At 32.2% G+C, this 14,934-nt stretch carries 16 protein-coding genes; all 16 read right to left on the reverse strand.

Features of this window, described 5'->3' with window-relative positions:
* Window positions 1-4: 4 nt before the first annotated feature.
* Window positions 5-745 (reverse strand): Stp1/IreP family PP2C-type Ser/Thr phosphatase, encoded by a 741-nt coding sequence (locus JCM14209_RS02200; protein WP_025021998.1) that lies wholly within the window; start codon window positions 743-745, stop codon window positions 5-7.
* Between the two features lie 16 nt (window positions 746-761).
* Window positions 762-2,108 carry a 16S rRNA (cytosine(967)-C(5))-methyltransferase RsmB gene (rsmB, locus tag JCM14209_RS02205; protein ID WP_025021999.1) on the reverse strand — a complete coding sequence of 449 codons (1,347 nt, stop codon included), beginning with the start codon at window positions 2,106-2,108 and terminating at the stop codon, window positions 762-764.
* Window positions 2,098-3,054, reverse strand: coding sequence for a methionyl-tRNA formyltransferase (gene fmt, locus JCM14209_RS02210; protein WP_025022000.1), 957 nt, complete (start codon window positions 3,052-3,054; stop codon window positions 2,098-2,100). The genes rsmB and fmt overlap by 11 nt, the downstream gene beginning before the upstream one ends.
* A 15-nt stretch (window positions 3,055-3,069) precedes the next feature.
* A complete protein-coding gene (gene priA, locus JCM14209_RS02215) occupies window positions 3,070-5,496 on the reverse strand; it encodes a primosomal protein N' (protein ID WP_035519756.1) in 2,427 nt (808 codons plus the stop codon).
* A gap of 4 nt (window positions 5,497-5,500) precedes the next feature.
* On the reverse strand, window positions 5,501-6,691 hold the full coding sequence (gene coaBC / locus JCM14209_RS02220) for a bifunctional phosphopantothenoylcysteine decarboxylase/phosphopantothenate--cysteine ligase CoaBC (RefSeq protein ID WP_025022002.1): 1,191 nt from the start codon (window positions 6,689-6,691) through the stop codon (window positions 5,501-5,503).
* 704 nt (window positions 6,692-7,395) lie between these two features.
* On the reverse strand, window positions 7,396-7,599 hold the full coding sequence (gene rpoZ, locus JCM14209_RS02225) for a DNA-directed RNA polymerase subunit omega (RefSeq protein ID WP_025022003.1): 204 nt from the start codon (window positions 7,597-7,599) through the stop codon (window positions 7,396-7,398).
* Window positions 7,599-8,216 (reverse strand): guanylate kinase, encoded by a 618-nt coding sequence (gene gmk / locus JCM14209_RS02230; RefSeq protein WP_025022004.1) that lies wholly within the window; start codon window positions 8,214-8,216, stop codon window positions 7,599-7,601. Before gmk ends, rpoZ begins: the two co-directional genes overlap by 1 nt.
* A 104-nt stretch (window positions 8,217-8,320) precedes the next feature.
* Complete coding sequence (locus JCM14209_RS02235) at window positions 8,321-9,169, reverse strand: phosphotransferase family protein (protein WP_025022005.1); 849 nt, start codon at window positions 9,167-9,169, stop codon at window positions 8,321-8,323.
* Window positions 9,170-9,234: 65 nt separating this feature from the next.
* A complete protein-coding gene (locus tag JCM14209_RS02240) occupies window positions 9,235-10,101 on the reverse strand; it encodes an EamA family transporter (protein WP_235804124.1) in 867 nt (288 codons plus the stop codon).
* 124 nt (window positions 10,102-10,225) lie between these two features.
* Entirely contained in the window at window positions 10,226-10,579 is a 354-nt protein-coding gene (locus JCM14209_RS02245; protein ID WP_025022007.1) for an arsenate reductase family protein, read from the reverse strand.
* Between the two features lie 17 nt (window positions 10,580-10,596).
* Entirely contained in the window at window positions 10,597-11,802 is a 1,206-nt protein-coding gene (locus JCM14209_RS02250; protein ID WP_025022008.1) for an FtsW/RodA/SpoVE family cell cycle protein, read from the reverse strand.
* Window positions 11,803-11,824: 22 nt separating this feature from the next.
* Window positions 11,825-12,052 (reverse strand): DUF2969 domain-containing protein, encoded by a 228-nt coding sequence (locus tag JCM14209_RS02255; RefSeq protein WP_025022009.1) that lies wholly within the window; start codon window positions 12,050-12,052, stop codon window positions 11,825-11,827.
* Window positions 12,027-12,329: a membrane protein insertion efficiency factor YidD gene (gene yidD, locus JCM14209_RS02260; protein ID WP_025022010.1), complete on the reverse strand. Its 303-nt coding sequence runs from the start codon at window positions 12,327-12,329 to the stop codon at window positions 12,027-12,029. The genes JCM14209_RS02255 and yidD overlap by 26 nt, the downstream gene beginning before the upstream one ends.
* On the reverse strand, window positions 12,319-13,305 hold the full coding sequence (locus JCM14209_RS02265) for a rod shape-determining protein (protein WP_025022011.1): 987 nt from the start codon (window positions 13,303-13,305) through the stop codon (window positions 12,319-12,321). The genes yidD and JCM14209_RS02265 overlap by 11 nt, the downstream gene beginning before the upstream one ends.
* Window positions 13,306-13,446: 141 nt before the next feature.
* Entirely contained in the window at window positions 13,447-14,715 is a 1,269-nt protein-coding gene (gene murA, locus JCM14209_RS08820; protein ID WP_035519760.1) for a UDP-N-acetylglucosamine 1-carboxyvinyltransferase, read from the reverse strand.
* Window positions 14,716-14,739: 24 nt separating this feature from the next.
* Window positions 14,740-14,934: DUF1146 family protein (locus JCM14209_RS09830; protein ID WP_025022012.1), on the reverse strand; the 195-nt coding region annotated here is incomplete at its 5' end.

Below are 14,934 nucleotides of genomic sequence, written 5' to 3' on the forward strand. Positions count from 1 at the left end.
ATTATCAAATCTCCTCTTCATCAAACGATACTAATAAAACTGATATATTATCATTTCCACCTGCATCGTTTGCGGCGTTAATTAATCTTTGACACTTATCTTCTAGAGTTTCAGAAACATTAAGAATTTCTGCAATTTGTTCATCAGTAACTAAATTTGTTAAACCATCTGAACACAATAAGAGCATTTGTCCACTCAACTTTGGGATGACTTTTTCATCTAATTCAGCCGTATCTGAAATTCCTAACGAACGAGTAATAACGTTTCTTCCAGGATGAACCTGGGCATCTTCTTTACTTAATTCTCCTCGTTTGATTAGCTCGTTTACAAGCGAGTGATCTTCTGTAATCTGTTCTAATTGAGATAAATGATACAAATAACCCCTGCTATCCCCAATATTTGCTACCAAAATTCCTTGTGAAAAAATAATTGCCACAACTAATGTAGTTCCCATTCCAGATAAGTCGGAATACTTAGAAGCATTTTCTAAAATGATTTTGTTTTCTTTTTCAACCTGTTTATTTAACCATGCACTTGCTTGGTCGATAGAATAAAAACTAGTCTCTCCAAAATAATATCCCAAATGAGACACTGCCATTTCTGAAGCCACTTCACCACCATTATGGCCACCGACACCATCAGCAACCAATACCATAGTAGCTCCGGCTTTATTTTGAAAAGCTCCAATATAATCTTCATTATTTTCTCGAACTCTTCCAATATCACTTAAATAAGCAATTTTCATCTTATCTCCCCAATTTTTAATTATTTTTTACTAACGTAGCAATAAAAAATCCATCTGAATTAAAATCATCTGGATAAATAGTTAATCCCAATTCATCTCTATTTTCTTTAATTTTATTCATTGTTTTAGTCTTTACTTGTTTAAAATCGGGATGTTTACTTAGAAATTCATCTACAACTTGTTGATTTTCAATATCAATAATTGTACAAGTACTGTATGTTAAAACCCCACCTTCTTTAAGTGTTGGGGCAACTTTTTCCAAAATTTCTACTTGAATTTTGTGTAAATTTTTTGAATCATTAAGATTTTTATCATACTTTACTTCTGGTTTTCGTCTTAATAATCCTAAACCTGAACAAGGAGCATCAACTAAAATTTTATCAAAATATTCAGCTGAAAATTCATCGTTCACCTTTCTTGCATCCAATTGAATTCCTTTAACTCTATCTGCTACATTTTGACGAGAAGCATTTTCAGCAATTAACTTCACCTTATGTTGGTGAATATCTAAAGCATAAACTTCCCCATCTTGTAGTGAATCAGCAATTTGCGTTGTTTTTCCTCCTGGAGCTGCACAAGCATCTAAAATAGTATCATTAGGTTGGACATTCATACTATCTACAGCCAACATTGCACTTTCATCTTGGATAACTAATTTTCCTTCTTTAAAAGCTTTACTCTTAGGAATAAATCCCCCATCCATAATTAACCCTACAGGACTAACATTACTTTGAGTAACTTCATACCCTTCTTGAATTAATTGATTAGACAGCTTGTCAATATCAATTTGTTGGGTATTCACCCTTACACTATGATTTGGTACATTATTAATTACGCTTAAAATAGAACTTGCCTTTTTTTCACCAACACTCTTTATTAGATAATCAACTAACCAAGTTGGTGTACTTGATTTCAAAGATAAATTTTTTACTAAATTATCTGTTGGGATCTCTGGCAATCCTTGGCGATCAATTGCATGTAACACCCCAGTCACATATTTTCGAATTCCGGCATGTCCCAAGATTTTAGCTACTTCAATTGTTTCATTAAAGATTGCTCTTTTAGGAATCTTATCTAAATACAATTCTTGATACAATGCCGTCATTAATAAAATTTTTACCCAATTATCTGTTTTATTTAGATTTATAAAACTGGCTAAGTAGTATTCCAAAGTTAATTTGTGTTGAATAACTCCGTATACAATATTAGTTAATAATGCGGCGTCACGATTTGATAAGTTATTACTTTCAATCACGCTATTTAGTGCCAAATTTGAATAACTATTTTGTTTTTCAATTTTAGTTAATGTTTGAACGGCTAACGCACGTACATTATTAGTTTTTTTATTTAATTTATTGCTCATCCTCAACAACCTTTTGTCCTACTTTTAATCCTTGACCAGTTCCGTTCACGTAACTAGTTATATCCATGCGTTGTTTTCCAGCTGGTTGAATTTCATTAATTGAATACACCGTTCCATTCGCTGCTGCAACTTTTAACAAGTGTTTTCCTACTTCAACTACACAACCTGCTTCTAATGTAGTTATTTCATCTAATGGCGTAACATCCCAAATCTTGGTCCGCTTATTTTTAAAGTTTGTAAAATAAGCACCAGGTGCCGGACGCAATGCGCGAACCTTCCAATCAATTTCTTTTGCTTCTAAATCTAAGTGTAAGATTTCTTCTTCTGGTTCGATATTAGGAGAAAATACAACTTGATTTTCATCTTGTTCGACAGGTTGAATGTCTCCTGAAATTATTTTTGGTAAGGTTTCAATCAGTAAGTCTCTTCCCAAATAGCTCATCTTTTCAAAAATAGATCCAGCATCATCAGAACTTAAAATTGGCATTTCTGCTTGTGCAAGCATTGCACCTGCATCCATTTTTTTAACCATATAGATAATTGTTACTCCTGTTTTATCATCACCATTCATAATTGAATATTGAATTGGAGCCCCACCTCTATACTTTGGTAATAATGATCCATGTACGTTAATAGCAGCAATTTTAGCAGACTCAATTAATTTTGTTGGTAAAAATTGACCGTATGCTGCGGTAACAATCAAATCAGGCTTTAGATCCATTAATTCTTGCATTTCATCACTACCACTTAATTTAAATGGTTGATACACCTTAATTCCATGTGCAACTGCAATTTTTTTAACTGGTGACTGGTGTAGTTCTTTTTTTCTTCCAACCCTCTTATCTGGCTGTGTTACTACAGCTAAAACATTATATCCTGTTTCAATTAATGATTCTAAAATTGGTGCCGCAAATTGAGGCGTTCCCATAAAAATAATTGATTTCACGATTCTTCCACTCCCTTATTCGAATCTATTTGGATTTCTATCGATTACAATTAATTCTCCATTTCTTTCAAATTTTTGACTAGAAACGAGTAATTTCGATAAATATTCTTCCAATTTTTCTTCTTTTTTATATTTTATAATAATTTGATAATAATATCGATTATTAATTCTGGTTATCCCTTGAGGCGCTGGCCCTAAAATCTGTGCTTGAGCAGACAGAATTCCTTTTAACTCATTCCCAATTTTATAAATTCTTTTTACAACCTGTTCTTCATTTTTAGCACTAACAGATATTTTGTATGAATAATAATATGGGGGATAATTTAACATATGCCTCATTTTCATCTCGTGGTAGAAAAATTCCTCATATGAATGTTTTCTAGCAAGATTAATTGCATAATGGTCTGGATTAAAAGTTTGTATAAATACATTCCCATCCTTATCAGCACGACCAGCACGACCACTTACTTGTGTTAATAATTGGAAAGTTTTTTCACTTGCACGAAAATCAGGGAAATTTAAACCTGTATCGGCATTCAAAACTCCAACTAGTGTAATATTAGGAAAATCTAACCCTTTCGCAATCATCTGTGTTCCTAACAGAATATCTGCTTTTTGACTTCCAAATTCATCCAGAATTTTTTGATGAGCACCTTTTTTTCGAGTTGTATCGACATCCATTCTCAAAATTCGAGCATTTGGTATTAATTTTTTTAATTCTGCTTCAACCTTTTGTGTACCTGTACCGTAATATCTAATTTTAGTACTTTTACATACTGAACAAACCTTTGGCGGACTCATTTCAAAACCACAGTAATGACATCTCAATGTTCTAGAATCCATGTGTAAAGTCAAAGAAATATCACAATTAGGACAATTAACCACATTTCCACAGTCTCGACACATCACAAATGATGAGTAACCACGACGATTTAACATCAAGACTACCTGTTCTTTTCTTTGAATCGTTTGATAAATTTCATTTAATAATTCAATTGAAAAATCTGGACTTGGTGAATCTTTATACGCTTCTTTCATATCAATGATATGAACTTTTGGCAGGCTTTTTCCATTAATTCGCTTCGTTAGTTTTAACCACTTATACACACCTTTTTGCGCCCTTGCTCTTGTTTCCAAAGAAGGTGTAGCACTACCTAAAACTACTGGGCAATGATGATATTTTCCTCTCCAAATTGCAACGTCTTTTGCATCATAACGAGGCATTTCTTCTTGCTTATAGCTATCTTCATGTTCTTCATCAATAATGATGACCCCTATGTTTTTTAAGGGAGCAAAAATTGCAGATCTTGCCCCCACAACAACTTTGGCCTCATTTTTTTCGATTCTTCGCCATTCGTCTAATTTTTCACCATTTGATAATCCACTATGTAAAGTGGCGACATTACTACCAAAACGGGCTTTAAATCGATTAATCATTTGTGGTGTCAAAGAAATTTCCGGTACCAGCATAATCGCTGTTTGCCCCTTTTTTAGAACATTATCAATAACTTGTAAGTAAACTTCAGTTTTTCCACTTCCTGTCACACCCTGCAATAGATTCACACTATTTACATGATTATTAACATCCCTACTAATAGATTTAAACGCTTCATCTTGTTCTTTTGACAAAATTTTATGTTCATCACGTTTAATTTCAATATTTGCAAATGGATCACGATATTCATCAACTTTAAATCTTGAAATCCAGCCTTTTGTTTCTGCATTTTTAAAATCAACACTTGATAAATTTAACTTATTTGCATACTCTAGTTGTCTATATTCCTTAGTTGAATCCAACCTTTGGAGTAACTCTAGCAATAATTTTTGTCGATTCGCATTTTTAGATACTTTTCTGCTTAATTCTTGATAAGAATCTTTTTCTAAAATTGGCCTAAACGCCCAAACTTTTTTAGATGTTAATTTATCTTTTACTATATAAGATACTTCAACAAGATTTTTTTTGCGTAAGTTTAATAATTGTTGAATTTTTTGAGGAGTTAAATCATGTTTACTTTCTACTAATTCATTATCATTCCCAAAAATTTCTTGAATTGCTGATGTTTTATCATTACCAATAAATTTAAATATGCGATCATATTTTGCTTTTAATGCACTTGGTAACATTACTTGTAGACATTTTATTTTAAAAGCAAATGTATACTTTGCCATCCAATCAGCTAATTGCAATAATTCTTCATTTACAGTTGGCTCAATATCTAGTATCTCTTGGATTTCTTTATATTTTTCTAAATTAATATCATTATTTTTAACATAATCTATTTTGGTAATGAATCCTTGGATTAGCCGATTTCCATTTCCGAACGGAACAGAAACTCTCATTCCTGGTTCTAAATCATTTTGAAATTGTTCTGGAATTAAATATGTGTACGGTCTATTAGTTTGCATTGTCGGTACATCGACAATCACATCCGCAATTTGCATATTTTTACTCACCCTTCATTGACAAAACATCAAATATTTTTTCTGCAATAATTTCTTTTGAAGCCTTGCTAATTTTTTGTTTGAAATCATTTTGTCCAAAAATTATAACTTCATTTTCATCCGTCCCAAACCCAATATCTTTTCTCGACACATCATTTGCTACAATAAAATCTGCATTTTTAGATTTTAATTTGCCCTTAGCATAATTTTCAAGGTTATTGGTTTCTGCAGCAAAACCGATAATAATTTGCCCCTTACCTTTTTTATGTCCTAATTCTTTAAGAATATCTGGATTTTGAACTAATGTAAGTTGTAGGCTTTCCCCATCCTTTTTTATTTTTTTATTCGAAATTTCTTTCACACGATAATCTGAAACCGCGGCCGCCATTATAACCACATCTGACTTTGGTAGTAAGTTTAACATTGTGTCTTTCATGTCAGTTGTTGTTTTTATATCTACAAAATTCACATTTTGAGGTGGGGTAAGTTTTGTAGGACCGCTGACTAAATTTACTATCGCACCTCTATTGGCCGCAACTTTAGCAAGTTCAAATCCCATTTTTCCACTCGAATGATTAGTTAAATATCTAACGGGATCAATTGGTTCAATAGTACTCCCTGCAGAAATCGTAATTACTTTGCCTTCCAAGTCATTTTTTTGAATATTACATTTTTTTACCCATTGAAAAATTTCATCGGGTTCTGGCATCCTCCCTTTTGCTTCATACCCTTCAGCTAATAAACCGACTTTAGGTTCCATAACCTTAATTCCATCCGCCACTAGAGTTTCAATATTTCTTTGCGTGGCGGGATTTTCATACATTTTATCATTCATTGCTAAAATAACATATTTTGGTTTATCAATTGCTAATAAACAAGTTGATACAGTATCATCGGCAATCCCGTTGGCCATCTTTCCTACAACATTTGCAGTTGCTGGTAATACCACAGCAAAATCCGCCCAATTTGCTAGTTCTACATGAGGGATAAATTCAGTATCGTTATTAAAAATATCTGTTATTACTTTAGTGTGTGTTAATGCCTCGAACGTTAAAGGAGTAACAAATTTTTGAGCTGAATCACTCATAACTACTCGCGCATTATATCCATTTTTAACGAAAATTCTAACTAAAGACGCAGCTTTATAAACCGCAATCCCACCTGTAATAAAGAAAACTACATTTTTCTTAGACATGAACTTTCCTCCAATAAAAATACTTCAAATAAATTATATCATAACTACTAGAGCTTCCTTAAAAATTGACGCTTAAAATTTTAGACTAAAAAAGGGTGGTTCTATATTCTGTACTAATGATAATTTTAAAATGTATTTTAAGATTATCATCAGTATTATTTTGGATAAATCAAAAGATCAATACTCCGAATTAGACGATTTTAAGATTTTAAACTGTATTCAAAGTTTCGATTCTCCTAAACGCTGCCATAATTGTGGGTTCAATATGGTAAAACTCCTCCGGTTCTAATCCTTTGTTCTAGATCAGATGAAAAGTCTTTATTTATGGGAGTTTGTGAACAAAAATTCATCTGGAAGAATTGTCGTTCAACTCGTGTATTCCCTATTTCTGGTTTTGAAGAACATTGTTCTATTTCAAATAATATTAAATAACAGATTATTGTTAATTTTAAGAAAAATACATCCATGAAAGACACTTCTTTTGATTACCATGTTTCTAGTAATACTGTCCAAAGATGTCTTGAATCTACCGCAGGCACTCTAAAGATTAAAGAAAAGATGCGCAAAAAAATAACGGCTAAGCAGCTTGTTCTCCAATCTACTTAACCATTATCTTTTCGAATATATTTAATTAAATTTTCTCATCAGTATTAACTGACAAAAATCCAAAAGGTTAGGTAAGATTCTACCTAACCCTCTAATAATTATTTTTTGCTATCTTTGATCTTAACTTTACCAGCAGCAATTTCTTCTAAAGCATGACCAATTTGTTTTGGTGATTTATATGAATCTAATAATTCTTCAGCACCTTCGTCTACTTGATGAGCACGCTTAGCTGCAAGCATAATTAAAGAATAACGTGAATCAACTTGTTCTAATAATTCGTCTACTGATGGATATAAAATCATTATTTAAAATCTCCTAACTGCTTCTTGTAATCTGGTAAAAAACGTTTTACACGCCAACGTTCAGCTCTAATGATTGTTTTAATTTTTTCAGCGGCTTCTTCAACAACATCATTAACAACTGCGTAGTCGTAATTTTGCATCATTTCAATTTCATCAACCGCTTTTTCCATACGCTTATTAATTGTTTCAATATCATCTGTTCCACGATTGATAATTCTTTGTCTTAATTCCATTAAATCAGGTGGAGTTAAGAAAATAAATAAACCATCTGGAGCTTTTTTACGGACCTGCATTGCACCTTTAACTTCAATTTCAAGGAATACGTCTTTACCACTATCTAACATTTGGTTTACATATTTTAATGGTGTTCCGTAGTAATTATCAACATACTTTGCATATTCAAGCATTTGATCATCTTTAATTTGTTGTTCAAATTCTTCTTTTGATACAAAGTAATAATCCTTTCCATCTACTTCTCCAGGTCGCATATCTCGAGTAGTCATAGATACTGAATAATGAAAGTTATTACCTGGTTGTGAAAAAATTTCTTTTCTAACTGTTCCTTTACCAACACCTGATGGGCCAGATAGAACAATTAACATCCCTCTTTTAGCCATGAAATATAATTCTCCTAAACAATCTGTATTATTTTAATAATGCAATAAAATTCAAAATATTTCAAGTCTTATTGATAAATTCGTACCAACAAAAGTATATTTTTTTAAATTTTTAACACCGCATCGTTATTCAAAATTGTTTGAATCATCATATCCGCCATTTTTCCAAATTTTTTCTTTGGATGTGATAAGTGAAATAAATATATCTCAATTGCTGTTTTAAAAAGTAATACTTGTTGTAACTCAGAACTTGGAATTTCAAATTCTCCTTGATCGCGATAACCTTTCAAAAATTCATTTCGCAAGGAAACATCTACCACTTCATTAAAGAAAAATTTAATAAAATCTTCATATTGAGATCCCATTCTTGAATGTTCAAAATCAATCAACACTTCGTTATCTTTATATTTCTTTATATTACGAAGACTAAAATCACCATGTAATACTACTTTAGGAAGTAATTCATATTCGTTATCTACCTGTTGTAATATTCTTTGAATATGCTCATATGCTTCACTAACTTTCTTTTCATATTCTGTGTTCTTCAAATTTTGAAAATCTTCATCAACAATTTCAGAAAGCCTACGCGTATCATTTTTCACACTAACATTATTAGTTAGTTTATTATGAAAATTAGCAATCATAGTGCCGTACTTATATGCTCTTTCTTCATTTAATTCTTGATCTATATCAAATAATTCTCTATCTTTAAGAACTACAACATAGTTGTCCTCGTATATTACACTATCTAAATATATTTCTGGATAGTACACTTGATTAACATGTTGTTCAGCATAAAACATAGATTCATCAATGAAGATTTTTATAAATAAATTTTCATTATATAAGTTACTGTATCCTACCAAATGTTTATTTCCGGCAACATCATGAATGTTTTTAAAATCTCCATTAAAATAGTCATTTAAAAACTGAATTAAAAAAGTTTCATTCATCGTACTTCCCCCGCTTTCTATCCTTTACTTAATTGTATTAAAGAAATACAGGGACAACAAGTCATTTATTTTCTTTTTATAGAAATTGATTGTAAAAATGTTGTTGATAAAATCAAGAGCCCGCCCAATAATTCAAAAAATCCCAAATGAATATGAAACACTAGAATAGTTAAAATAGTTGCTGTAAACGGCTCAAACGCACTAAGCATACCTGTAGTTTCTGGTGGAATAAATTTTAAACTCATTAAATATAATAAATAAGCAAACATTGTTCCAAAAACAATTATATAAAATAGCGCTGCAAAATTTTGGGGTGAAAATTCCGGTACTTTTTGAAAAATTACAAACGGTAATAATACAATTCCTCCAACTATCATAGACAAACCAGAAATTGCTCTAGCATCAAATTTCTTTAATAACTCTCGCGGTAACAAAGTATACGATGCTTGACTAACTCCCGCCATTATTCCCCAAAAAAGAGCTGCTGGAGATAACGTTAATCTATTCATGTCACCATCTGTTACTAATAAAAGTATCCCCAAAATAGCTATAACAATTGAAATTACATCGATTCTTCTAGGTAAAATTCTAGTTGCAAAAGCTAAATATATAATAATAAATAATGGCCCTAAAAATTGTAATATTGTTGCAGTTGAGGCATTTCCTGCCTCAATTGCTTTAAAATATGTAAATTGCGATGGAATCATTCCAAAGATTGAAAACACGACTAGTGATAAGAAATTTTTCTTAGAAAAAATTTCTTGCCATATTTTCCTTTCAATCGTAAAAAAACTCCAAATTACCAAAATTAATCCGGCAAAAATCATTCTAACACAGACTAACCATTGCGCTGTTACACCATTTTGGAGAAGTCCTTGCGCTACTGTACCAGATATCCCCCAAAACATTGTACCGACAATCGCAAAAATCATCCCTAAACGCCTTTTGTCCTTTATCATACACAAACCTCCTATTACAAAAAAGAAGGCTTGAAATTTCCAAGCCTCTATCTATTAATACAAATTATAATTTATAATGAACTAAGTATCTAGTGCATTACAAAAACTTTTTCGAATATTCTTTTTCGTTAAAACCACACATAATAGCACTACCATCAACTATTAATGGCCTTTTAATGAGCATCCCTTCATTAGAGAGTAGTTCTGCTTTTTGATCAATAGACATATTATCTAACTTATCTTTTAAATTTAACTTTCGATAAATTTGACCGCTTGTGTTAAATAAATATCTCCCTGAATATTCACTATTGCCTAACCACTTTTTAAACATCTCTTTTGAAGGCCTTTGTTCAGTTATCTCAACATATTTATATTCAATATGCTGGTTATCAAGCCATTTTTTGGCTTTACTACATGTACTACATTTTTTATAACAGTAAAATTCTATCATGAACAGATCCTCTATAATTATCTGAATTCCTTACTATTTGAGAACATATAACTCTGGTTATGATATCTCATTGACATAATTAAGCCAATCCCAATCATATTTCCGATTAATGCCGATCCCCCTTGACTAATAAAGGGTAATGGAATCCCTGTTAATGGAAGTAATCCAATACTCATCCCAATATTTTCAAAAACATGGAATAAAATCATCATGATTACACCGGTTGAAATATATGCATAAAATTCATTTTTCGTATCAAATGTTACTTGAATCATTTGAAAAATTAATAATAAATAAATGAAAATCAAAATACATCCACCAATAAATCCGAAATTTTCACCAATAACAGAGAAAATCATATCTGATTCTCGAACAGGAACGTAAACATGAGAGTTATTGAAACCCGTTCCAAATAATTGTCCTGATCCAATCGCTTTCATACTTTGCCATAATTGATAACTGTTTCCTGATGTTCCCGCAGTTGGATTCAACCACGCTTCAATACGATCAAATTGATAAGCTTTAAATCCAACTAACATTAGTAAATTTCTACCGTACGTAACTAAAATAATTGCTAAAATACCAATTAAAGAAGCTCCACCAAAAAGTGGAAGCAAAATTTCCCATGTAACACCCGAAACTAATATAATACCCCCAAGTATAGCAAAGAAAACCAGCATTGTCCCAAAGTCATTTTGCAAACGTAATAAAATCGCAACTGGTAACGTCCACAATAACAACTTTCCAATTAATTCCCAGTCACTCTTAACCGAATGTTCATAATATTCGGTATTGTGTTGGACGACCACTCTACCTAACATTAATATAAACGCAGGTTTCATAACCTCTGACGGTTGGAACGTAAATCCCCCAATAGCAAACCAACTTTTTGCACCTGTTTGAACAGCATACGCCCTACTATAAAAAATTAAGACTAAGATTAGTAAAGTAATTCCTAATCCATATGCTACCGGCGCAATTTTCCACAGTTGTTCAGCATCAAATTGCATAATAAAAATAACTGCGATAATACCAAGAACATACCAAATTGACTGCGAAATTAACGCTTTAGCAACACTTGTTGTACTTGAATCATGATTTGCAGCAACAAAAATCGAACCAAGTCCAATTACCGCAAGAACCAAGACAGATAAAATTATGCCCCAATCAATTCGGGTATCTTCTTCGACTTGCCGCCGCGTTGGTGTTTTTCTTTCTTGCACGCTTATTACCTCTTATGAAAATTTAATTATTATAATGTAAGTGGTATTCTCGAAGCAAAATAGCCATTCCTTCTTCTACTCTTGTAACAGTAAATTTTTCACCACTACTTAAAGCAGCAATAAATTTACTCCCTTCAGGCTTAACTTCACCAATTACCTCATCATTTTTTGTTGTTAACTGATGAACTTTAACACCATTAATTACTTTTTCATTTTCGTGAATTTCAATTGTTTTTTCTTTTTTTGACACGGTTATTTTCCGCCTTTCTCATCTCATAATTTTTATTTCGAAAAATAGATATGTTTTCAGGAACTGGATCATAGCCACCTTTAACAAAGGGGTTGCACCGAAGAATTCTTGCAATTCCAATTATTATTCCAACAATTCCATGCATTTCAATCGCGTCAATCATATATGTCGAACAAGTCGGATAATATCGACAGGACGGTGGAAATAATGGAGAAATTATTTTTTTATAAATTATTATTGGAAATATTAGAAGTTTGCGAAAAAAATTATTGTGCATTTTCAATGTGCTCTAATAATTTTCCTGTACCTACAGCTACATCATCTAATGGTGTTTCAGCAACCATAACTGGAACCTTTAAATTATTTGAAAATAATTGATCAATTCCGTCTAGTAATGCTCCACCGCCAGTTATAACAATTCCTCGATCAATAATATCAGACGCTAATTCAGGAGGGGTCACACTCAATACTTCTTTAGCAGCTGCAACCATTGATTGCATTGTATCATGCATAGCTTCTTCCGTTTCATCAGATGTCATCGTAATTGTTTTTGGCAATCCGTCAACAACGTTTCTTCCACGTACGGCAAACGTTTCATCGCGGCGACCTTTTAATACTGAACCAATTTCAATTTTAACTTTTTCAGCTGTTCTTTCACCAATGATTAAATTATGCTTATTTCTTACATAATTAGCAATATCTGCATTCAAACGATCACCAGCAAATCTCAAAGAACGGCTAACTACAATATCACCAAGTGAAAGTACTGCAATGTCACTTGTACCCCCACCGATATCAATAACCATATTTCCATGAGGTTGAAAAATATCTAATCCAGCACCAATTGCCGCTACTTTTGGTTCTTCTTCTAAAAAGACGCGACTTCCACCACCAGATTTTTCAGCAGCTTGTCGAATTGCCTTTTTTTCAATATCTGTTGTATTTGTAGGGCAACAAATTAAAATATTAGGACGTGACATAAATCCCTTAACATTTAACTTTTTGATAAAGTATGACAACATTTGCTCAGTCATATCAAAATCAGCAATTACCCCATCTTTTAACGGACGAATTGCCCGGATGTTACTTGGTGTTCTACCGACCATTTGATAGGCTTCTGTTCCAACTGAAAGTACACGACCACTTTTAGTATCAATTGCAACAACAGAAGGTTCATTCAATACGATACCTTTCCCTTTAACATTTATTAAAACATTAGCGGTACCTAAATCAATACCAATATCCTTAACCATGACAATTCTCCTTCACACTTATTTTTACAAATAACCATTTCTATAACCAATTTATTATACCATAATCAAAATTAAAATATAATATTAATTCCCCAATCAATGGTATTAAAAAGACGAGCTTAAAATACTCGTCTTTATATATTATTCAATATCATTTATGCGTTTAATATTTGCACCTAAAATCGCTAACTTCTTGTGAAAATGATAATATCCTCTATCCAAATAATTTAATTGGGTAACAGTTGTCACATTCTCAGCAGTTAATCCAGCTAATACAAGTGCCGCAGCTGCTCTAAGATCTGTTGCCGCCACTTCGCTACCACTAAATTTAGTTGGTCCAAACAACATTGCAGTATTTCCCTTTATCTTAAAGTTTGCATTCATTCTTCTTAATTCTTCCAAATGCATAAAACGATTTTCAAATACCGTTTCTGTCAATTCACATATACCGTCTGACAATAACTGTGCAATTGAAAACTGTGGTTGCATATCCGTTGGAAAACCTGGGTGTGGCATTGTTTTCATATTTACTGGTTTTAATTTTTCGGGACCGATAACTCGAATACCGTTTTCTTCTTTTGAAATTTGAACACCCATTTCCTCTAACTTAGCAATTAGCGGTAGGTTGTGGTTAGCAATAGCGTCTTTGATTAACACATTTCCCTGAGTAATTGCAGCAGCAACCATAAACGTTCCCGCTTCAATACGATCTTGCATTACTTGATATTCAACCCCATGGAGTTTTGAAACTCCTTCAATTGTAATAATTTCCGTTCCTGCTCCAGAAATTTTTGCTCCCATTGCATTTAGTAAATTAGCTAAATCTTCAATTTCTGGTTCTTGCGCAACATTTTCAATCACAGTTTTACCTTTAGCCAAAACTGCAGCCATCATAATATTTTGAGTTGCACCAACACTAGGAAAATCTAAATAAATATTTGCACCTTTTAACTCATTACAAGTTGCTTCAATATAGCCCTCTTCTTGATGAACTGTTGCCCCTAAAGCTTCTAGCCCTTTTAAGTGCAAGTCGATGGGACGAGATCCAATAGCACAACCACCAGGCAATGCAACTTTAGCCTTACCTAATCGTGCTAAAAGTGGCCCTAAAACAACAATTGAAGCTCTCATTTTGGAAACATATTTAAACGGTGCAATATGTGTTAATGGTCTTGTTGCGTCAACTTCAATAATCTTTTCTTCCTCGTCAAATCCGATTGTAACATTCAAATATCTAATAACATTATTCATCGTATACACATCAGATAAAACTGGTACATTTAATAACTTAGTTCTTCCTTCAATCGGAAGAATTGTCGCAGCTAATAGTGGTAATACAGCATTTTTAGCTCCTTCAATTTCAACTTCCCCATGAAGTTGCTTTCCACCACGAACAACGATTTTTTCCATGATATTCCCTCATCATTCAATTAATTATTTCACAAAATAAGTAAAGTTTCTCACATTATCAATAAAACTCAAGAAAAATTCTCCCGTTAAATACCCTACAGAAATTGATAATAGTACAATTAAAATTTGAATTCCTCTTTGTTGATCTGAATTAAAAAAACGATCTAACCTTAAACTTTGTATTGCAGTGAAAGAAATAATAAATAAAAAATAAATGAA

It is taken from the genome of Ligilactobacillus hayakitensis DSM 18933 = JCM 14209 (assembly GCF_000615845.1).
In the GTDB taxonomy this organism is placed as follows: Bacteria; Bacillota; Bacilli; order Lactobacillales; family Lactobacillaceae; genus Ligilactobacillus; species Ligilactobacillus hayakitensis.

Bases quoted from the DNA above. Each gene is read 5' to 3' on its own strand.
- JCM14209_RS02200 (WP_025021998.1), bottom strand. From the start codon at position 745: ATGAAAATTGCTTATTTAAGTGATATTGGAAGAGTTCGAGAAAATAAT.
- rsmB (WP_025021999.1), bottom strand. From the start codon at position 2,108: ATGAGCAATAAATTAAATAAAAAAACTAATAATGTACGTGCGTTAGCC.
- priA (WP_035519756.1), bottom strand. From the start codon at position 5,496: ATGCAAATTGCGGATGTGATTGTCGATGTACCGACAATGCAAACTAAT.
- coaBC (WP_025022002.1), bottom strand. From the start codon at position 6,691: ATGTCTAAGAAAAATGTAGTTTTCTTTATTACAGGTGGGATTGCGGTT.
- rpoZ (WP_025022003.1), bottom strand. From the start codon at position 7,599: ATGATTTTATATCCATCAGTAGACGAATTATTAGAACAAGTTGATTCA.
- gmk (WP_025022004.1), bottom strand. From the start codon at position 8,216: ATGGCTAAAAGAGGGATGTTAATTGTTCTATCTGGCCCATCAGGTGTT.
- JCM14209_RS02235 (WP_025022005.1), bottom strand. From the start codon at position 9,169: ATGAATGAAACTTTTTTAATTCAGTTTTTAAATGACTATTTTAATGGA.
- JCM14209_RS02240 (WP_235804124.1), bottom strand. From the start codon at position 10,101: ATGATTTTTGCGATTGTCGGTACAATGTTTTGGGGGATATCTGGTACA.
- JCM14209_RS02245 (WP_025022007.1), bottom strand. From the start codon at position 10,579: ATGATAGAATTTTACTGTTATAAAAAATGTAGTACATGTAGTAAAGCC.
- yidD (WP_025022010.1), bottom strand. From the start codon at position 12,329: ATGCACAATAATTTTTTTCGCAAACTTCTAATATTTCCAATAATAATT.
- JCM14209_RS02265 (WP_025022011.1), bottom strand. From the start codon at position 13,305: ATGGTTAAGGATATTGGTATTGATTTAGGTACCGCTAATGTTTTAATA.
- murA (WP_035519760.1), bottom strand. From the start codon at position 14,715: ATGGAAAAAATCGTTGTTCGTGGTGGAAAGCAACTTCATGGGGAAGTT.